General features: G+C 43.3%; 16 protein-coding genes. 10 read left to right on the plus strand and 6 right to left on the minus strand.

Features of this window, described 5'->3' with window-relative positions; genetic code table 11:
- The first annotated feature begins 444 nt into the window (after positions 1-444).
- Both ACQKL0_RS16120 and ACQKL0_RS16125 read left to right on the plus strand, forming a co-directional pair.
- Positions 445-2,193: an ABC transporter ATP-binding protein gene (locus ACQKL0_RS16120; RefSeq protein ID WP_427688593.1), complete on the plus strand. Its 1,749-nt coding sequence runs from the start codon at positions 445-447 to the stop codon at positions 2,191-2,193.
- Positions 2,168-3,949 carry an ABC transporter ATP-binding protein gene (locus ACQKL0_RS16125; protein WP_427688595.1) on the plus strand — a complete coding sequence of 594 codons (1,782 nt, stop codon included), beginning with the start codon at positions 2,168-2,170 and terminating at the stop codon, positions 3,947-3,949. Before ACQKL0_RS16120 ends, ACQKL0_RS16125 begins: the two co-directional genes overlap by 26 nt.
- Before the next feature lie 57 nt (positions 3,950-4,006).
- Here the strand turns inward: ACQKL0_RS16125 and ACQKL0_RS16130 are convergent, their stop codons facing one another.
- Entirely contained in the window at positions 4,007-4,735 is a 729-nt protein-coding gene (locus ACQKL0_RS16130) for a MerR family transcriptional regulator (protein ID WP_427688597.1), read from the minus strand.
- Positions 4,736-5,076: 341 nt separating this feature from the next.
- On the opposite strand from ACQKL0_RS16130, the gene ACQKL0_RS16135 reads away from it, so the two are divergent.
- From ACQKL0_RS16135 to ACQKL0_RS16170, 8 genes are all read left to right on the plus strand, one after another.
- Positions 5,077-7,125: a carbon starvation CstA family protein gene (locus ACQKL0_RS16135; RefSeq protein ID WP_427688599.1), complete on the plus strand. Its 2,049-nt coding sequence runs from the start codon at positions 5,077-5,079 to the stop codon at positions 7,123-7,125.
- A 19-nt stretch (positions 7,126-7,144) separates the two neighbouring features.
- Positions 7,145-7,348: a YbdD/YjiX family protein gene (locus ACQKL0_RS16140; protein WP_402871969.1), complete on the plus strand. Its 204-nt coding sequence runs from the start codon at positions 7,145-7,147 to the stop codon at positions 7,346-7,348.
- Between the two features lie 253 nt (positions 7,349-7,601).
- Positions 7,602-8,816: an ammonium transporter gene (locus tag ACQKL0_RS16145; protein WP_402871966.1), complete on the plus strand. Its 1,215-nt coding sequence runs from the start codon at positions 7,602-7,604 to the stop codon at positions 8,814-8,816.
- A 14-nt stretch (positions 8,817-8,830) separates the two neighbouring features.
- Complete coding sequence (locus ACQKL0_RS16150) at positions 8,831-9,190, plus strand: P-II family nitrogen regulator (RefSeq protein ID WP_402871963.1); 360 nt, start codon at positions 8,831-8,833, stop codon at positions 9,188-9,190.
- A 24-nt stretch (positions 9,191-9,214) separates the two neighbouring features.
- The gene (locus tag ACQKL0_RS16155; RefSeq protein ID WP_402871960.1) at positions 9,215-9,391 is read left to right on the plus strand and encodes a hypothetical protein; all 177 of its coding nucleotides are present in this window, start codon (positions 9,215-9,217) and stop codon (positions 9,389-9,391) included.
- 336 nt (positions 9,392-9,727) lie between these two features.
- On the plus strand, positions 9,728-10,378 hold the full coding sequence (locus ACQKL0_RS16160; protein WP_427688601.1) for a LytTR family DNA-binding domain-containing protein: 651 nt from the start codon (positions 9,728-9,730) through the stop codon (positions 10,376-10,378).
- Between the two features lie 130 nt (positions 10,379-10,508).
- Complete coding sequence (locus ACQKL0_RS16165; protein WP_402871954.1) at positions 10,509-12,035, plus strand: acetyl-CoA hydrolase/transferase family protein; 1,527 nt, start codon at positions 10,509-10,511, stop codon at positions 12,033-12,035.
- Between the two features lie 360 nt (positions 12,036-12,395).
- Positions 12,396-13,502: an AI-2E family transporter gene (locus ACQKL0_RS16170; protein WP_402871952.1), complete on the plus strand. Its 1,107-nt coding sequence runs from the start codon at positions 12,396-12,398 to the stop codon at positions 13,500-13,502.
- A 56-nt stretch (positions 13,503-13,558) separates the two neighbouring features.
- On the opposite strand, the gene ACQKL0_RS16175 is transcribed toward ACQKL0_RS16170, so the two are convergent.
- The 5 genes from ACQKL0_RS16175 to ACQKL0_RS16195 form a co-directional block, all read right to left on the minus strand.
- A complete protein-coding gene (locus ACQKL0_RS16175; protein ID WP_402871949.1) occupies positions 13,559-14,977 on the minus strand; it encodes an NAD-dependent succinate-semialdehyde dehydrogenase in 1,419 nt (472 codons plus the stop codon).
- Between the two features lie 284 nt (positions 14,978-15,261).
- Positions 15,262-16,530, minus strand: a complete 1,269-nt coding sequence (locus tag ACQKL0_RS16180; RefSeq protein WP_402871946.1) for a dicarboxylate/amino acid:cation symporter — start codon at positions 16,528-16,530, stop codon at positions 15,262-15,264.
- 186 nt (positions 16,531-16,716) lie between these two features.
- Positions 16,717-17,637, minus strand: a complete 921-nt coding sequence (locus ACQKL0_RS16185; RefSeq protein WP_427651306.1) for a ketopantoate reductase family protein — start codon at positions 17,635-17,637, stop codon at positions 16,717-16,719.
- A 130-nt stretch (positions 17,638-17,767) separates the two neighbouring features.
- Positions 17,768-18,319 carry a 3D domain-containing protein gene (locus ACQKL0_RS16190; protein ID WP_402871940.1) on the minus strand — a complete coding sequence of 184 codons (552 nt, stop codon included), beginning with the start codon at positions 18,317-18,319 and terminating at the stop codon, positions 17,768-17,770.
- A gap of 431 nt (positions 18,320-18,750) precedes the next feature.
- Positions 18,751-19,818, minus strand: coding sequence for a M20 family metallopeptidase (locus tag ACQKL0_RS16195; RefSeq protein ID WP_402989183.1), 1,068 nt, complete (start codon positions 19,816-19,818; stop codon positions 18,751-18,753).
- Between the last annotated feature and the right edge of the window lie 153 nt (positions 19,819-19,971).

Raw genomic sequence — 19,971 nt, forward strand, 5'->3', positions numbered from 1 at the left:
TCTCCTTATTCTTAATGATCTATGTATAGGGATGTTTTTTGAAAAAAAAGGACCCCGGATGCCTAATATGCTTTAAATTGAATAAACTGACTTGAATAAAGAGGGGGCAATATTCTAGTGACTTGCATTCGCAACTAAGCATATAATTTTTACTAGGCACAGAGAGACCGGGGCGACATTGTATCTATGTACAATATCAAATGGGTACGATAAGAAATTATCGTAGTACTTAACAAATTTCAGAGATCGATAATGAAATTGAAAATCATTATCAATTAGAATTTTCTCTTATTTCCTGTTTTTTGTCAAGAGGATCTCGGAAAAAATTAAAAAACTTTTTCCAATGCTAACCAAGCTTGCTAATTCTTTTATTAAATCTGTATAAAAATGTATAATGAAAAGATAAAAATATTACCTACATATGAAGATTGAAGGGTGTCGTAGATGAAAAAACTGTTTTCGTTCCTTAAACCATATCGTCTCTTCATCGCTCTTGCTTTATTTTTAATGTTAGTCGAGCTCGGTGTTGAGCTATTACAGCCACTCTTCATTGCAAAAATCATTGATGATGGCATTTTACAAAAAGACCTTTCCGTCGTGATAAAGTGGGGAGCGATCATGGTCGGCCTGTCGATATTTTCTTTCCTTGGCGGAATCGTCAATTCCTTTACAGCTTCTCATGTGAGCCAAAGTTTTGGACATGAAGTAAGGAAAAATCTCTTCGGCAAAATCCAGGCCTTTTCTTTTGCCAATTTAAACAACATCCCGACCTCTTCCTTGATCACCCGGATGACGAATGATGTGACGCAGCTTCAGAATACGGTATTTATGGGATTGCGTATCATGGCAAGGGCACCGCTGATTGTCATTGGGGGCACAATCATGGCGATAACGGTCAATCTGAAGTTATCCCTTGTATTGATCATTTCGATTCCCGTTCTCGTGCTGTTCCTGGGATGGGTCATGAAACGTGCGGCAAAGCTGTTTCGACTTGTCCAAAAAAGGCTGGATAACGTCAATAGTGTCATGCGGGAAAATTTGATTGGGATGAGGTTGATCAAAGCATTTCTTCGTAAGGGTCATGAAATCGGCCGGTTTGACGGGGCAAACGATGAATTGAAAAAGAAGACCGTCCAATCGCTTCGCTTGATTGAAACGACGATGCCCGTGCTGATGCTGGTCATGAACGTGGCGATCCTTGTAGTCCTTTGGTTCGGTAGCGGCTATATCTCGACGGGAGATATCAAGGTCGGGGAAGTCGTGGCGATTGTCAATTATGCCACAAGAATCGCAGGCTCCTTATCGGTCTTTTCTTGGTTGATCATGGTCTTGTCCCGAGCAAAAGCGTCAGCGGACCGCGTGACCGAAATTTTCGAGACGCCCATTGATCTCGATGATGGTAGGGTGGAAAGCAGGGGGGACCTTATCAAAGAGGGGCATATCGAGTTCCAGGATGTGTCATTCCGCTATCCTGGCGGAGATGAACAGGTATTGAAACACTTGAATTTCACCGTCGAAGCGGGACAAACTCTCGCGATCATCGGTGCGACTGGGTCGGGGAAAACCTCCCTATTTCAGCTCATTCCACGTTTATTCGAAGTGGAGAGTGGAGCAATCACGATAGATGGACAGGATGTGAGGGACATTCCTCTGGACTCACTCCGAAAAAGGATTGGCTACGTGCCACAGGAAGCGATGCTATTTTCCGGGTCCATCCAGACCAATATCGCCTGGGGGAAAGAAGACGCGTCACTGGAGGAAATCATGATAGCGGCCCAACATGCCCAAATCCATGAAACGGTAATGAGACTGCCAAAGCAATATGAAACGCGGCTAGGACAAAAAGGAGTGAATCTCTCAGGTGGGCAAAAGCAACGGCTATCGGTTGCGAGGGCATTGGTCCGCAGGCCGAAGATCCTCCTTTTGGATGACAGCACAAGCGCCTTGGATCTAAATACGGAAAGTAGGCTGCTTACGGCATTGGAATCCTATACGTGCACGACGCTCATCATTACGCAAAAAATAAGTACAGCGATGAAAGCCGATAAAATCTTATTGCTTGAAGATGGCGAGGTACTCGCGGAAGGCAAGCATGATGAGTTGAGTAAAACGAATGCCCTTTATCGGAAAATCGTTGCATCACAATATGGGGAGGAGGAGATTTCCTATGAAACGAAAAACGTCTCCCGCTAAAAAGCCGTCCAATTCTGCAGGCACGGTCAAACGGATCCTCCCTTATTTAACGACGAATAGAAGTATGCTCGTCATGGTCCTGTTCATGGTCCTGGTCAGTTCAGTGTTAGGACTGCTTGGTCCATTTCTTGTCGGAATGGCCATCGACGATTATATCGTCACGAAGGACAGCGATGGTTTGATCAATCTGCTGTTTGGGCTCCTTGCGGTTTATGTGTTCTATTCACTGTCCATGTGGCTACAAAACTATTGGATGATCGGGATTGCCCAGGATACGGTTTATCTGATGCGCAACCAGCTGTTCAAGAAGCTCCAGCAGCTGCCGATTCCCTTTTTTGACCGTCGCCAGCATGGGGAACTGATGAGCCGGGTCACGAATGATATTGAAAATGTCAGCTCTACATTGAACAGTTCGGTCATTCAAATCTTTTCAAGCGTCCTGACTCTTGTTGGGACACTGGCTGTCATGCTGTATTTGAGTCCATTACTGACGATTCTAACCCTTTTCATTGTCCCGCTTATGTTCTTTGGGTTGAAATGGATTACGAACCGGACAGGCAGGCTTTTCAAGGAACAGCAGAAAAACCTGGGTGAATTGAATGGATTCATTGAAGAAACAATTTCCGGACAGCGCATCGTGAAGGCCTTTTCACAGGAAGAAAAAGTGATTCGTGATTTTATCACCCGCAGTGAGAACTTGAAAAAAGCCGGTTATTGGTCTCAATCCTATTCGGGATTGATACCGAAGCTGATGAATTTATTGAATAACTTAAGCTTCATCGTGATTGCTGCTGTCGGTGGCTATTTGGCCTTGGAAGGAATGGGTGGGGTCACCATTGGCGTGATTGTCATCTTCACCGAGTATTCCAGGCAATTCACGCGTCCGCTCAATGACTTGGCTAACCAGTTCAATACCCTGCTTTCGGCTGTCGCTGGTGCTGAGCGGGTATTCTCGATCCTGGATGAAGAGGAAGAGGGCGTGGATGAGAAAGATGCGGGTGAACTACGGGACATCTGTGGAGAGGTTGATTTCGAAGGGGTGTTCTTTTCCTATGATGATGACGATCAAACAATCAACGATATTAGTTTCCATGCTGAAAAAGGAGAGACCATTGCATTAGTCGGTCCGACCGGTGCGGGTAAAACGACGATCATTAATCTGCTCGCCCGGTTTTATGAACCGAACAGTGGCAGGATCCTGGTCGATGGACAAGATATCCAACACGTAACGAGGGCGAGCCTCCGTAAACATATGGGATTCGTTTTACAGGATTCCTTTCTATTTCAAGGAACAATTCGTGAAAATATCCGTTATGGCCGTTTGGAAGCCATGGATATGGAGGTAGTGGAAGCGGCCAAACTTGCCAATGCACATACCTTTATCATGAAACTGCCCAATCAATATGATACGGTTTTGACCCAAGATGGCAGTGGAATCAGCCAGGGGCAACGACAGCTCCTTTCAATTGCGAGGGCGATTTTAGCCGATCCGATTCTTTTGATTTTGGATGAGGCGACAAGCAGTATTGATACGATCACCGAAATCAAAATACAGGAGGCGTTACATCGATTGATGAAGGGGCGAACAAGTTTCGTCATTGCGCATCGACTGAATACGATTCAGCAAAGCGATCAAATACTGGTATTGGATGAGGGGAGAATCATCGAAAAAGGGTCCCATTCCGAGTTATTGAAGCAAAAAGGTTTCTATGCTGAACTTCATCGCGGTTCCTTAAATGGAAATCACACGGGATGAAAAAAAATGTGTGCCTCTTGGCGCACATTTTTTTTAGTTGGTCCAAAAAACTGGAACCTATGGGGTACATTCCGTTACCGAGGCAATTGCCTCATCCAAGAAGGTCAGCACATCTTCGTTTATCGGATACAAACCTGCGGAAGCGGATCCTTCCTTGGACTTTCGAATTTCCCAGAATTTCTCCTCAAGCTCTTTGTTTCCCTGAAATACCAACTCGGACAGCAGGAGGGAATCTTCGGCAATGAGCCGTCCTTCTTCCGATAAGGGGGAAACGCCCTTTTCAAGGGACCATTCGATTCTCTTCATGAGATTGATCCATTGCTTCATGCTGATATCATTTTGTTCCATTTTGGGTAGTTTATTGATGGTTTTCTGTTCTTCCTCGTTGAAGTGTGACCCTCGATTATGCTCTTTTCTTTTGAATAATGGAAGCAGTAACTCCCAATTGAATTCTCCTTCGATTTCGATACTGTTTAATAAAGTCTGGATGTTCTTTAATGTATTTTCCTCTTCTTTTATATCGGATTGTATTTGTTGTTGGTGCTGGAGAAGTAATTCTTTGAAGGATTCTTTATTCAATACGGTTTTGATATCGTCCAATGAAAAAGAAAGGGCTTTAAGCAGGCAGATTTTCTCAAGTCGCTTCAGGTCATTGGCCGAGTAATATCTGCGGCCATTGGCGTGCCTGTATTCAGGCGTTAATAATTGAATCTGGTCATAGTAACGGATGGTTCTTATCGTCACATTCGCTCGCTTAGACAATTGTCCAACGGTCAAAAATTCCATTGTCATACCTCCCATTCGTTCATCAGCTCAGGTGATGGCTAAACTTTCCTTTTTATTATAGCGGAATAGGCGATAGGAATTAAATAGGTAGTATGGAAATAAACGTTAAAAACGGAGTCTGGACGTAGGGGGAGGAAGTCTGGGTAGTCTGAAAAAATCGTAACGGTACATGCCGTGCTATTAATTTCGGCTAGTGAAGAAAACCTATTGCTTATTAACCATAAAATGACATATAATTCAGAATATATACAAAATTAACGTTGTTTAGTCGTTTTAAGGAGGCTGTGGAAAACGTTCAGGCACAATAATTAGTAAATACAATGGGGTAGGAGATGAAAAAAATGAAAGCGCTTAAATCAGTTATTCTTTGGGGAATCATCTCTGCGTTGGGAGCCGTGAGCTTCGGTGTTGTCGCCTTAAATCGCGGGGAAAGCATTAATGCTATGTGGATTGTTACGGCTGCTCTCTGTGTCTATTCGATTGCTTATCGCTTTTATAGTAAATTTATCGCACAGAAAGTATTCGAGCTTGATGATAAACGTAAGACTCCAGCTGAATTGAATAATGATGGTAAGGACTATGTACCGACGAATAAATGGGTACTGTTTGGTCATCATTTTGCAGCGATTGCTGGGGCAGGGCCACTTGTAGGGCCTATCTTAGCGGCACAGATGGGGTATCTGCCGGGCACGCTATGGCTTGTGGTGGGTGTCGTTTTGGCCGGTGCGGTACAGGATTTCGTCATTCTCTTCGGATCGATGCGCCGAAATGGTAAATCGCTTGGTGAAATGATAAAAGAAGAAATCGGTCCCGTCACAGGATTCATTGCCATGCTAGGGATTTTTGGCATCATGGTCATTTTATTGGCCGTGCTTGCGCTAGTAGTCGTGAAGGCCTTGGTAGGAAGCCCTTGGGGGATGTTCACGATTGCTTCGACCATACCTATTGCCGTCCTTATGGGTGTTTACATGCGGTATATCAGGCCTGGACGAGTCGGGGAAGGATCCATCATCGGGATTATCCTGTTGATGCTTGCTTTGTACTTCGGACGTTTTGTAGCGGAAAGTGCAACATTGGCTCCCATGTTTACATACTCAGGTGAAACGATTGCCATCCTCTTGATTGTGTATGGTTTTGTTGCTTCTGTGCTACCGGTTTGGATGCTTTTGGCTCCGCGGGATTATCTAAGTACCTTCTTGAAAATCGGTACGATCATCGCTCTTGCACTAGGCATCTTCATCGTCATGCCTAATCTTGAAATGCCTGCGGTCACGCAGTTCATTGATGGAACGGGGCCGGTTTTCTCGGGTAACCTATTCCCATTTTTATTCATCACGATTGCATGTGGGGCGGTGTCTGGATTCCATGCGCTCGTTTCATCGGGTACGACGCCTAAGATGATCGAACGTGAATCCCATGCACGTCCAATCGGATATGGAGCCATGCTGACTGAGTCATTCGTGGCCATCATGGCGATGGTAGCGGCCTGCGTATTAACACCGGGTATTTACTTTGCCATTAATAGTCCGGGTGCTGTCATTGGGACGGAGCCGGCTCAGGTTGCGACGACGATATCTGATTGGGGATTTGTCTTGACGCCTGATATGATTACGGACCTTGCCGATGATGTCGGGGAGGAAACGATATTATCCCGTACTGGAGGAGCTCCCACGTTTGCGATTGGGATGGCGCATATTTTCTCACAAGTAGTCGGGGGTGCTTCCTTGATGGCGTTTTGGTATCATTTCGCGATACTATTCGAGGCACTGTTCATCTTGACGACGATTGATGCCGGTACCCGGGTGGGCCGTTTCATGATTCAAGATATTATCGGTACTTTTTATAAACCATTTGCGCAAACGAATAAATGGGTGCCGAACATCATCGCGACAGCCATTTGTGTTCTAGGGTGGGGATACTTCCTGTACCAGGGGGTCATTGATCCGCTTGGAGGAATCAATACACTATGGCCATTGTTCGGGATTGCGAATCAAATGCTATCCGCGATTGCGTTACTGCTTGGTACGACCGTCTTGTTCAAGATGGGCAAGAAAGCGTACACATGGGTCACACTTTTACCGACGACCTTTATATTAATTGCGACGATGACAGCGGGTTGGCAAAAGCTATTCCACGAAAACCCTGCAATTGGCTTTTTGGCGCATAAGGACAAATTCAAGGCTGCCTATGATGCAGGAGAGGTCCTTGCTCCGGCGGCGAATTTAGCGGAAATGAAACGAGTCATCTTCAATGATTATTTAGATGCAGCCCTTTGTGCCTTCTTTATGATCGTGGTCATCACTGTCTTGATTTCCGCGGTACGATTATGGATCAAGATCATCAAAAATGAAAAAATTGACATGCATGAATCTCCTTATATATCAAGGTGATAATGGAGGGAAGGAAACCATGTTAAAAAAAATTACCCGGATTCTTAGCTACCGAAAGCAATTCATTAGTCTACTTGTCGGAGTTCCTAGTTATGAAACGTATGTAGCCCATATGAAGCTGGAACATCCTGATAAAACGATTAAGACAAGGAAAGAGTTCTTCTGCGAAGCGCAGGACGAAAGGTATAACGCTAAGGATGGGAAGGTATCACGCTGTTGCTAGTCATATAGTTAGGAGGGGCCCTTATTATTAGGGCCCTTTTTTGCGCGGATTTTTATAAGAAGAGTATGAAACCATGTGAGGAAAGGACTAAGAATCTATTTCGTACCGTTCGTTTTCCGGTGCTTATTACATAGGATTTTCAAAAAAAGTAAATAAAATGGTTGAATTTTTTGAAAATTAAGTATATGATAAATTACATCACATAACAATGTTATATAACATAACATATTAAAAATTTAAGGGGGAAAAACAAATGCAGATGGCAGATTCGGTATTCATGTTTTTAGCGACAATGATGGTTTGGCTTATGACTCCAGGAATTGCCCTATTTTATGGAGGGATGGTAAAAAGCAAGAATGTCCTCAATACGGCAATGCATAGTTATATGCCACTCGCTGTCATTTCTATTCTTTGGGTGCTGGTTGGGTATTCATTATCCTTCTCACCAGGAAATACTCTCCTAGGCGGTCTGGATTGGGTAGGTTTAAAGGATGTCGGCTTCGCTCCTGGCCCATACAGCGACACAATTCCTCATAGTTTATTCATGCTATTCCAAATGACATTCGCAGTATTGACCGTTTCCATTATCGCAGGCGGGATCGCTGAACGAATGAAATTTTCCGCTTTCTTAATTTTCACCATTCTTTGGTCTTTATTCGTATACGCACCCGTTGCTCACTGGGTATGGGGAGGCGGCTGGTTAGCTGAACTTGGTACGCTTGATTTCGCCGGCGGTAACGTCGTTCATATCTCTTCAGGTGTTGCTGGTTTAGTGTTGGCTATCATGTTGGGGAAAAGGAAGGAATCAGGAAACAGTGCCCCGCATAATCTACCTTTAACATTCCTTGGTGGATCGTTGATCTGGTTTGGCTGGTACGGTTTTAATGTCGGCAGTGCCTTGACGATCGATGCAGTGGCGATGAATGTTTTCGTGAATACGGCTGTTGCAGCTGCGGCTGGTATCATTGGCTGGTTAATCGTTGAGTACATGACAAATAAGAAGGCAACCTTGCTTGGTGCAGTATCGGGTGCCATTTCTGGATTGGTGGCCATTACACCAGCCTGTGGGTTCGTGACGACAGCATCTTCCATCCTGATTGGGGTCATTGGTGGAGCGGTTTGTTACTGGGGTGTATTCTTCCTTAAAAACAAATTGGGCTATGATGATGCACTTGATGCTTTCGGCTTACATGGCATTGGAGGCACTTGGGGTGGAATCGCGACGGGATTATTCGCGACTACTTCGGTGAATGAAGGGGGAGCCAACGGTTTGTTCTACGGAGACTTCAACCTACTTTGGAAACAAGTTGTAGCGATTATCGCCACATATATCTTCGTGGCTGTAGTCACGTATATCATCGCAAAAGTCATTAGCTTGTTCGTTCCATTACGTGTCAGCGAAGAAGATGAAACAACGGGGCTCGATCTTACACTCCACGGTGAAAAGGCCTATCACGAATCAATTTAAAGGAGGGAATTCATATGTCTCAGGTATTGACGAAAATCGAAATCATTACGCGGCCAATCAAGTTTGAACAGTTCAAAGAGGAGTTGGCGAAGATTGGTGTCAGTGGTATCACGGTGTCAGATGCGAAAGGTACTGGGCTACAGAAGAGTTATGTCGAAACATATCGAGGCCGAAATCGGGAAATATCCTTACATGACCGAATGAAAATAGAGATTGTAGTATGTGAAGTCCCCGTTCAAGATGTAGTGGATGTTGCCAGGAAATTCTTAAGCACTGGAAAACCTGGAGACGGAAAGATCTTCATCTATGAATTAGCCAATGTGGTGAATATCCGGACAGGAAAAGAAGGGCACGATGCATTAAAGAACGACTGAGGAAAACATTAAAGGAGGGGACAGATGGGCAAGTTGATTGAGATTGTTTCCAGGAAAAAGCAAAAGATTGTGACTGAACTGATATCCGAAAACATTTACCAACCTACCGACAGGTCTTATTTATTAGAATTACCATTGAAGAATTTAGAATCAATCTTACTTCTCCGAACCAATTCCCCGTCTAAAAAAGCAGATGTCTAAGTTAGGAAGCCGTTTCTTCTATAAAAAGAGGAACGGTTTTTCCTGTGTTTTAGAGATAGTGGCAAACCTTTTCGGCAGCGTATTTGAATAGTTTATATCCTGGAAGTGAATTTTATAATAGAAGGACGGATTTTTTATTGGTTCCACCATAGAAATTGGTGGGAGTACCCACTATAATGAAATGGGACAGGTAATTTAAATCCTGTTTTCTGGCTTTTTTCGACGATTTTCGCTTATTTACTTCCATTTTTCATTAATATGGGAAAAATCAGAAGAAAGTCTTTTTCTTTAGAGTGAAAATAATCAATCAATATGTTCTTTATGGGGTGGGGAAAAATGGATCAATTTACGGTTAAATCCGTTTTAAATATCATTAGTGAGTTTGTTCCAAAAAACGCTTCGATTGCAGTGGCTGATTCTGAGCAGTTTATCTATTATCAACCAAGCAAACAAATCGATGTCGGGATTAAACCTGGAGATTTAATAAGTGAAGGGACGGCCGCTTTCAAGGCATTGCAGAGCCGGAAGAAAATTGCCGTTCAAGTTGAAAGTGATGTATTTGGCGTCCCGTATTATGGTTTGAGCGTTCCCATCCTGGAAGGTGAAAATCCAATGGGCGCCGTGACAGCCATCCTTCCCTCCAAGCCGTTCGTGTTGCCGACTTCCTTTTTAACCGTCAAGACGGAAGACAGATGGATTCCGCTTCCTTATGAGGAAATCCTGTTTTTAGAAGCGCAAAATAGGAAGACAAGGATCCAGTCTGAACGCGTGAGTGGTTTCCATAAATTGAATTTAAGTGAATTGGAGTTCGTTTTACCAAGTGAAATGTTTATTCGGGTGCACCGTTCCTATATTGTCAACATTCATTTCATTGAGGAAATCTTGCCTGACTTTCACTCTACATTCTTGCTTGTGATGAAGGATCATTCGAAAATTCAAGTTAGCCAAACGTACGCAAGCCAGTTCCGAAGAGCACTTGGTTTTTAGAGTTTCTGTTTCGTGTAATAAAAATGCTGTTTTGTGCTCCTTTTAAGGCTTTTCATTCATAAAAGAATGTGACAATTACACGTACTTGATAAAATTAGGTGTAAGAAAAGCGAAAATGGGGGTCTTTTGTATGAACGAAAGCGTTTTCAAAAAAATCCGCAATGAGCAACTTAAGGGGAAAGTTGTCACTGCAGAAGAAGCTGCTTCATGGATTAAAGATGGTATGAAACTAGGTATGAGTGGATTTACTCGTGCTGGTGATGCGAAAGTTATTCCAATGGCTCTAGTTGAAAGAGCGAAAACTGAAAAATTCAAAGTTGACGTATATACAGGTGCATCATTAGGACCTGAAGTCGACCAACATATGGCGGAAGCCGGACTCATAAATAAACGTTTACCATTCCAAGCGGATAAAGGTATTCGTAATAAAATCAATGCTGATGAAATCACTTATGTCGACCAACATCTATCTCATACGGCTGAATTAGTTCGTCAAGGGATTGTTGGACCAATCGACTTTGCTATCATCGAAGCAGTGGCTATCACAGAAGACGGATTAATCATTCCGACAACTTCTGTAGGTAACTCAGCTATCTTCGTACAAGAAGCGAAGAATGTCATCATCGAATTAAACGTGTCTCATCCAGAAGGATTAGAAGGCATGCATGATATATATTTACCAGCTCAACAAGGTGAGCGCCAACCGATTCCATTGACGAGTGCAAGTGATCGTATTGGTTCGATCGGTATTCCTGTTGATCCTGAAAAAGTGAAAGGGATTGTTGTGGCAACAGTTACGGATGCACCTTCTACAATCGTGCCTCCTGATGAAGAGACTGCTGTCATGGCCAATCACCTTACTAACTTCCTTCGCGAAGAAATCAAGGCTGGTCGTTTAACTGAATCGCTTGCACCACTTCAATCAGGTGTAGGTTCCGTTGCAAACGCCGTGTTGAATGGTTTAATTGATTCTGAATTCAAAGATTTAGAAGTATACTCTGAAGTGTTACAAGATGCAGTATTCGATCTTATCGATGCTGGAAAAGTTAAATTCGCTTCAGGTTGCTCCATTACTTTGGCTGAAGAAAAAGGTAAGCAAGTATATGGCGAACTTGATAAATATCGTGATAAACTCGTTCTTCGTCCACAAGAAATTTCTAACCACCCGGAAGTCATCCGTCGTCTTGGATTGATTTCTATCAACACTGCGTTAGAATGCGACATTTACGGAAACGTAAATTCAACACATGTTTCTGGTACAAGAATGATGAATGGTATCGGTGGTTCTGGAGACTATGCTCGTAATGCACGCTTGGGTATCTTCGTAACGAAGTCCTATGCAAAAGGCGGCAAAATCTCAAGTATCGTTCCTTTCGTATCTCACGTTGACCACACTGAGCATGATGTGGATGTTATCGTTACAGAACAAGGTTACGCTGATTTACGCGGTCTAGCACCAAAAGAACGTGTACATGCAATCATTGAAAACTGTGCACATCCGGATTACCGTCAACAACTTCGTGATTATTTCAACGAAGCTGTCGCTCTAACTGGTGGACACCAAACACCGCATGTTCTTGAAAAAGCATTCTCTTGGTATACAAACCTTGCCAAGAACGGTACAATGCTTGAAGCTACTCTTCAAGATCAAAAATAAGAAGATGGACCCCGCTCATTGCAGCGGGGTTTTTTTGTGTGCTGAGATGGGGTTTGACCGATAAAGTGCTGGATTTGACCGATAAATAGGATGAATAGACCGATAAAAGGCAAGTTTGACCGATAAATTGGTCGTTTTGACCGAAAAGGGGTTTCCCATCCTAAAAGACTGCCTTGAGAAGGATGATTTTTTCCCAATGTAAATCCTGGGAATCATTGAAATAAATTTTATACAGAATTTTACGTTGTGGTAATGGAAGTATGGTAAACTTCTATCAATGATAGGTAGCATTATAAAATTTTACATACATAATGGATCATCTTTCTTTAGAAAAAGAAGAGTTATATAGGAGGAGATAACTTGTTCAAGGCTAAACTGCATTTTTGGACATTAGAGCTATTGCTATTGTCCGTGTTATTTTATGTGGGGACGAAGATTTCGTTTCTTTTTGAACCAATCGTAATTTTCACTTCAACTTTGTTCTTTCCAATACTCATTTCCGGTTTTCTTTATTTCTTGTTCAATCCGACGGTCGATTTGCTCGTGAAAAGGAGAGTGCCGAGGGGATTGGCGATTTTATTGCTGTATGTGATATTCCTTGGTCTAGTAAGTTTATTGGTCGGTCTTGTCGGCCCGTCCCTTTCACGTCAGGTCACGGATTTGATTAATAACCTTCCTGATTATTTTAATCAATCCAGAACGTTCATCGAAGATTTATCCAAATCAAGATGGTTCATGTGGACGATGGAACAGGATTATGTGTCTTTGAAAGAAGTGGGAGATTCCCTTCAAAGATACTTGACGGACCTACCGGGCAATATTACTAAAAGTCTGTCTTCTGTATTCAGCGTTGTCACGAATATAACGTTGGTAGTCGTAACGGTTCCATTCATCCTGTTTTATATGTTGAAGGATGGCGATAAGCTACCAAGCTCCATCATGAAATTTGTACCGGTCCGTTATCACAAACCGGCATTATCCGTTCTTAAGGAAACGGGAGAGACCCTTACGACATACATACAGGGGCAAATGCTAGTCTGCTTGTTTGTTGGAATTGGGACGTTCGTGGGGTATTTAATCATTGATTTGCCTTATGCCTTCCTGTTTGCATTGATAGGTGCCGTTACCAATATCATTCCCTATGTCGGCCCATTTATAGGAGCCGCTCCTGCAGTGATCGTGGCCTTGATTCATTCGCCGACACAGGCGCTTTTGGTCATAGTGGTCATCACGATTGTTCAGCAGTTGGACGGTAATGTCATTTCACCGCTGGTCATCGGGAAAAAGCTAAATACGCATCCGTTAACCATCATCATCCTTTTATTGGTTGCGGGAAACATCGCAGGCATCATTGGGATGATCCTGGCTGTACCGACTTATTCCGTCATTAAAACGATTGTATTGAATATCGTTAAGTTCATCAGGATCAGGAAAGAGGAAAAACTCGGGGAAGATTTAATTGAATGAAAAAACGGGATCGACTCTTTGAGAGTTGGTCCCGTTTTTTTTGTACCAATATTTGATTATAGGCCTAGTGAAATATATTTGACCTCTAAAAACTCTTCAATCCCATGATGTCCGCCTTCGCGGCCAAGCCCACTTTGCTTGAATCCGCCGAATGGTGCCTGTGGAACGGAAGGGAGGCCATCGTTCAAGCCGACGATCCCGAATTCCAGGGCTTCGGTGACTTTAATGCCCCTTGAGATGTTCTCGGTGAAGACGTATGCTGCCAGCCCGAAAATCGAGTCGTTTGCACGTTGTACCGCTTCTTCATCTGTCTTGAAGGAAGCAATCGGTGCTAGTGGTCCGAATGTTTCTTCATTCATGCAAAGCATGCTATCGCTGACGTTGGAAAGGATGGTCGGTTCAAGGAAGAGTCCGCCAATCGATTTCCCACCAGCTTCGAGTTTGGCTCCGCTATTGATGGCTTCGTCAATTTGCTTTTGTACCTTTTCGACTGCACTTTGGTCAATAAGAGGTCCGATGTCGACGCCTTCTTCCAAACCGTTGCCCACTTTCAGTTCGTTCACTTTGGCAACAAGCTTCTCGATGAAGACGTCCTGGATGGATTCATGAACATAAATGCGGTTTGAACACACGCATGTTTGTCCGGCGTTCCGGAATTTCGAACTAATGATGCCCTCAACGGCTTTATCGAGGTCGGCATCTTCCAGAACGATGGCGGGAGCGTGGCCACCCAGCTCAAGCGATATCTTCTTCACGGTTTCGGCAGAGCCCTTCATTAAAGTTTTCCCGACTTCCGTTGAACCGGTGAAGGTCAATTTGCGAATCCGGGTATCTTGAAGCCAAGTTTCGCCGATTTCCGATGATTTACCTGTCACTACATTGATGACACCTTTTGGAATGCCTGCTTCTTCAGCCAATTCGGCCATTTTCAAAGCTGTAATCGGCGTCAGATTCGCGGGTTTAATGACAACCGTACAGCCGACGGCAAGTGCGGGTGCCACTTTTCGCGTAATCATCGCCGCCGGGAAATTCCATGGGGTAATGACGGCTACGACACCGACTGGTTGTTTGGTTACAAAAAGTCGCTTATTCGTAGTGGAGGCAGGAATCGTTTCCCCATACACCCGTTTTCCTTCTTCGGCAAACCAGGATAAAAATCCATTCGCATAGTTCATTTCCCCAAGGGCTTCTTTCAATGGTTTACCTTGTTCCTCTGTCATGATTCTAGCTAGTTCTTCTTTATTGTCGTCGATCAATTTATGCCATTTCCAGATCAAATCCGCACGTTCATAAACCGAGAGGGCAGCCCAATCAGTAAAGGCCGCATAAGCTGCATCGGCAGCTTTGGCTGCTTCCGTGGCTCCTCCTTTTGGGACAGTGGCGACAATTTCATCGGTTGCCGGGTTTTTCACTTCGATTTTTTCAAGTCCGTGATCGGACCATTCCCCATTAATGTATAATCCGTAATCTTTCATGATAAAACCTCCCGTTTTGTATCATTTTGTTTTTAATTTAAAGTGAATGTCTATAAGCTAATATCATCTGCTATATAAAAGTATAAACACTTTTCGGGAAATCTTAAATGAATATGATTGATAAGTTTTAAGAAATGATGGTGGGTTCAGTCAATAGGGACAATAAAACGGAGTGAAGAAGTGTTTCAAGGGACAGTAAGGAAGTAAGAATGCATATGGAAAAGAGGATAGATGCGGGCAGAGAGTTCTGCTTCCCATCTATCCTCTTTCTTAGTGTCCGTTCTTCATCGATCTGTGGAGGCGGCTACTTCATCCAAATTGTTGTAGTTTGAATGAGTTGGATCAAATTCGCCTTCTGTTTTAGAAATGACAACTGTAGCAACACTGTTTCCGATCAGGTTCGTGATGGCACGAGCTTCCGACATGAAGCGGTCGACCCCTAAAAGAAGTGCCATGCCTTCAACAGGAATCATCGGGAAAGCAGCCAATGTTGCCGCAAGGGTGATGAAACCGGATCCTGTTACACCTGCAGCCCCTTTAGATGTTAGCATCAGGATTCCAAGAAGGGTTATTTCCTGCCAGATGCTTAAATCCACGCCATAAGCTTGGGCGATGAAAATGGCCGCCATCGACAGGTAAATCGATGTGCCATCAAGGTTAAAGGAATAACCGGTCGGTACGACCAGCCCGACCACGGATTTTGAACATCCGTAATTCTCAAGCTTCTTCATCACACTTGGCAATGCGGATTCCGAAGAAGAAGTTCCCAATACCAATAAAAGTTCCTCTTTTAAATAAGCGATGAATTTGAAAATGTTGAAGCCATAGAATTTTGCGATGCCCCCAAGGACGATGATGATGAATAACGCCATGGTAATATATACGCTAGCCATTAATTGTCCTAAAGAACTTAGAGAACCAAGCCCGAACTTACCGATGGTATAGGCCATGGCCCCAAATGCCGCCAGCGGTGAAAACTTCATGATGATCCCAACGATGCCGAAGAAAATATCCGCTATATGTTGTAAGAAGGAGACGACAGGTTGTACTTTTGGTCCGATCATTGCCATGGAGATACCGAACAAGACGGCAAAGAACAGAATAGGAAGCAAGTCGCCACCGGCCATTGCAGCGACAGCATTGTCCGGGATGATATTGGAGATAAAGGCTATGGCACCGTGTTCTGTTTCCTCAGCAGCGGTTGTATATTGCGATACATCTCCGCCTTCCACTGAATCGATGTTAAATCCTTTACCCGGTCCTAACAGGTTGACCACGATAAGACCAATCGCAAGGGCAACGGTGGAAACGATTTCGAAGTAAAGGAGGGCTTTCCCACCGATACGACCCACTTTCTTCATGTCACCCATGCCGCCAATGCCGATAACGACGGTTAAGAATATGATGGGTGCGATGACCATTTTTATCATTTTAATAAACAAATCAGCTAAGATTTTCAGCTGTTCACCGAAAGCAGGGAATAAGAAACCGACTGTAATACCGAGAATGATACCTATGATGACTTGGACAGTTAGATTTTTTAATAGTTTCATACTGTATTCTCCTTTGTTATATGATAGCGCTTTCTTTAATTAACTATAGTGTAACAGAAGAAAGAGTCAGAATATTCTTTTGGTGATATTGTTCTTTTTGGTCTTTTTGGTCTTGGAAAGTGAGAGAGAGGGAGAAGAGAGGAGGAACAAGAAAGCACCAGTTTTAAAACTGGTGCCTAAGAAAAATCATTGTTCAAAAGGCTTGATGAGTGCGTAGAGGGTTTCAATCACAGGAAGTTGGATATGGGCATTTTTGGCGAGCCTTAGGGCACCCCCTTGTAAATGCTCGACTTCAAGGGATTGATTTTTCCGACGGTCCTGATGCATGGAGGAGGTAGCTTCGTCGGGTAAAGCGGCTATGTCCTCCAGTGCCTGAGCGACATTCCTTTCCGTCAATCCAATGCCATGAGCGTTAGCGAGCATCTGCATTTCCACAAGCGCCTTTTCCAGTACCCGGTTCGTTTCTGGATAGTTGCGTATGGTCCCTATGGGAAGATTGGATGCTGTTGTCACGCCGGAGAAAGCAGTAATGAACATATATTTAATCCATAGACGAATTAAGATGTTTTCTGTCCTGCTTGCTCCCATGATGGCTGAACTAACTGCTTGTTCAAACTCATCGCAGATCTCTTGTTGAGAGGGATGAAGCGGGCCATAAATTAAGTCATGGTTCCGGTTAGAGTGTACGACATGGCCTTTTTCGTTTAAGGTAGCGATAATGAAGGCACTTCCCCCTATGACGTTCGCTTCGCCCAGTTCATCCTGAAGTATGGAGATATGCTCGAGTCCATTTAAAAGGGGAAGAACCTTTGCCCCTTTATCGACCAGGACCTTCAAGTCAGGCAGCGCCCCTCTCAGGTGGAACCCTTTTACCGTTAGGAGGACCAAGTCAACTTGTTGTATGTCATGTACGTCCTCTGTGAATTGAAGTTCGTTAAACTCATAGTTTCCATGAGGGCTTGTTATGTTCAACCCTTGCTCTCTCAATTGTTGGGCTCGGTTTTTACGGACGACGAATTGAACCTGTTGTCCTGCTTGCTGTAGTCTACCTCCATAATAGGAACCAAGTGCACCGGCTCCGATAACGACTATCTTCAATATGTACACCTCGCTTCTGATTGATGGACCAATCATACCATTAGCTGAATTTTCAGTAAATATGAATGGTGAAATAATGACTATAAAAGAAAAAAAGGCAAAAAAAAAACAGCCTGAATTGTTACAAGCTGATTACTTTTTATTGATAGACTTTCACTTTTACTGTTTTTCTGCCCCAGTTAAGAGCTTTTGTTTTAGAAGAATAGAAGACGTCGATTTTTTTTCCTTTAATCGCACTGCCTTTATCTGCTGCTACGGCATCTCCGTAACCTTCTACATGAACTTTTGTTCCTAGTGGAATGACTTTAGGATCGACAGAAATAGCTTTGACTTTAGGGTTTTTCTTCAGGTTAAGGCCAGTTGCCGTAATCCCGCTGCACCCTTTGCAGTTCGCTGTATAGGCTGTAGCATTAACTGTGATAGTTTTATATTTCTTTGATGCTTTTTTTGCTTTGGGTTTTGCCTTCGTTGCAGTTTTCTTAACTTTTAAAACTTGTTTTGGTTTAATATGATCTTTTTTAAGGTTGTTCCAACTCTTTAGTTGATTGACCGTTATGTTATGTTTACTCGCGATGCCCCATAGTGTGTCACCACTTTTAACTTTATATGTAGTAGTAGCAGCTGATGAAACTCCGGAAAAACTAAATACCAGGAAGAAAGCAGTGATAATAGGAAGTAGTATTTTTTTCAATTAATATTCTCCTTTGTTTTAAAGCGTAGACTTAGAATAACAGGTCTATATGACAATAATGTTTCGGTGGCATAGTAATTGTGTTACAAAAACATTTCATTGAAAAATAAACTAGGTAAAAGGAATGATATTAATTTGAACTTTTATCACGAAATACTTCACGGTTTCCTATAAAATTTGGAAGATTACTTAATTTCATAACGTATTTTGTATGAATATGGAAAAATAAATGGAAAAAGTATGGGCTTAAAAGCCTACTTTATGGTTTTGCCATTTTAAGAGGGTATGACGAGTCATTTTTGAAAGAAAAGGCTGTCAATTATATGGAAAGAAGAGAATTTTCCGTTTTAAGAGGTTAGAAGTGACGTTCACGATGGATTCTTCTATAAAAAAAGAAGCCGATAGATGAACATATCGGCTTCTTTCTATACTTATTTTTGTAAAATGAATTCAGAGGCAAAATCAACGAGCATTTTTTGATAGACTTCGACGGATTCGAGATTGACGCATTCCCGGTCACCATGCCAATTCTCCCCTTTTGGACCGAATTCGATGGCTGGGATGCCGTACGCTGCAAAGAAGATGGTGTCAGCGGAGCCATGTTGACCGAAGACGACCGCTTCCTGTTTCGTGTTCTTTTCGATAATCGGACGGAGTAGGGTGATGTAAGGATCGTTTTCTTCCGTATTAACGGGTTTACTATACATGTTAATATGGACGTTCTTGCCTACCACGGTTTCGATTTGCTCGACGATTTCCTCCATTGTCTGGGTCGGAAGATAACGAATATCGAGACTGAGTAAACAAGCATCCGGTACTTTATTGTACACATCTCCGCCCTTTATTTTTGCGAGATTGAGAGAGGGGGAAGCGTAAAGGGGGGTATGTTCCCGTGTGAAAGGAAGGGCCTTGATTTTCGTATAGATATCATAGGCCTTTTCGATGGCATTGACACCTTCCCATGGACGGCTTCCATGTGCGGATTTACCGGAAACTTCGATATCGAGGCGAAGGGAGCCCTTAGCCTGTAGGCCGATGCCTAACTGCGTGGGTTCTGCACAAATGACGAAATCGCCTCGATATCCATGCTTCGCTAGGTAGCCAGAGCAGTTCAAGCCCCCGATTTCCTCATCGGAAACGATTTGTAGCTGGATTTTCAACCCTAAGTCCCTATCTTTCAATTCGGCGAAGGCGCACATCATGCCTGCAACCCCCGCTTTCATATCGGCCGTTCCACGGCCATATAAATTCCCTTCATGCACCTCGGGGAAGAATTGATTAGGCGTCCCGCTCACTACATCAACATGGCCATTCCATATCAATGTTTTTTCTCCACTCCCGATTTCGCTAACGAGCATTTTGTACCCGTTATTTTCAATCACATCCACAGTCAATCCCTGGCCCTTAAGCCAACCGGCACAGAAATCCACTGCTTCATTGGCCCCTTCTTTGGAGGAACTGTCAATGGAGACTAAATCTTTCAGTAAATCGATAAGCATTAAAAAAAAACCTCCTATAAGTATGCAAACTATAATTTTATATACCCTTATAAATGGGCTTGAACCATAAATCTTTTCCGGTGGAAATGTGTTTAGTGCTTTGGATTCCGGGGGTATGTAAAGAGGGAGCGACAAACAACATTCTTTAAGGAG

It is taken from the genome of Peribacillus sp. NPDC097264, from assembly GCF_050277925.1.
In the GTDB taxonomy this organism is placed as follows: domain Bacteria; phylum Bacillota; class Bacilli; order Bacillales; family DSM-1321; genus Peribacillus.

What these genes read in the sequence shown, in the direction of transcription:
- ACQKL0_RS16145 (WP_402871966.1), top strand. Translation starts at nt 7,602, where the DNA reads ATGCAGATGGCAGATTCGGTATTCATGTTTTTAGCGACAATGATGGTT.
- ACQKL0_RS16130 (WP_427688597.1), bottom strand. Translation starts at nt 4,735, where the DNA reads ATGGAATTTTTGACCGTTGGACAATTGTCTAAGCGAGCGAATGTGACG.
- ACQKL0_RS16150 (WP_402871963.1), top strand. Translation starts at nt 8,831, where the DNA reads ATGTCTCAGGTATTGACGAAAATCGAAATCATTACGCGGCCAATCAAG.
- ACQKL0_RS16175 (WP_402871949.1), bottom strand. Translation starts at nt 14,977, where the DNA reads ATGAAAGATTACGGATTATACATTAATGGGGAATGGTCCGATCACGGA.
- ACQKL0_RS16165 (WP_402871954.1), top strand. Translation starts at nt 10,509, where the DNA reads ATGAACGAAAGCGTTTTCAAAAAAATCCGCAATGAGCAACTTAAGGGG.
- ACQKL0_RS16180 (WP_402871946.1), bottom strand. Translation starts at nt 16,530, where the DNA reads ATGAAACTATTAAAAAATCTAACTGTCCAAGTCATCATAGGTATCATT.
- ACQKL0_RS16195 (WP_402989183.1), bottom strand. Translation starts at nt 19,818, where the DNA reads ATGCTTATCGATTTACTGAAAGATTTAGTCTCCATTGACAGTTCCTCC.
- ACQKL0_RS16120 (WP_427688593.1), top strand. Translation starts at nt 445, where the DNA reads ATGAAAAAACTGTTTTCGTTCCTTAAACCATATCGTCTCTTCATCGCT.
- ACQKL0_RS16140 (WP_402871969.1), top strand. Translation starts at nt 7,145, where the DNA reads ATGTTAAAAAAAATTACCCGGATTCTTAGCTACCGAAAGCAATTCATT.
- ACQKL0_RS16135 (WP_427688599.1), top strand. Translation starts at nt 5,077, where the DNA reads ATGAAAGCGCTTAAATCAGTTATTCTTTGGGGAATCATCTCTGCGTTG.
- ACQKL0_RS16125 (WP_427688595.1), top strand. Translation starts at nt 2,168, where the DNA reads ATGAAACGAAAAACGTCTCCCGCTAAAAAGCCGTCCAATTCTGCAGGC.
- ACQKL0_RS16155 (WP_402871960.1), top strand. Translation starts at nt 9,215, where the DNA reads ATGGGCAAGTTGATTGAGATTGTTTCCAGGAAAAAGCAAAAGATTGTG.
- ACQKL0_RS16160 (WP_427688601.1), top strand. Translation starts at nt 9,728, where the DNA reads ATGGATCAATTTACGGTTAAATCCGTTTTAAATATCATTAGTGAGTTT.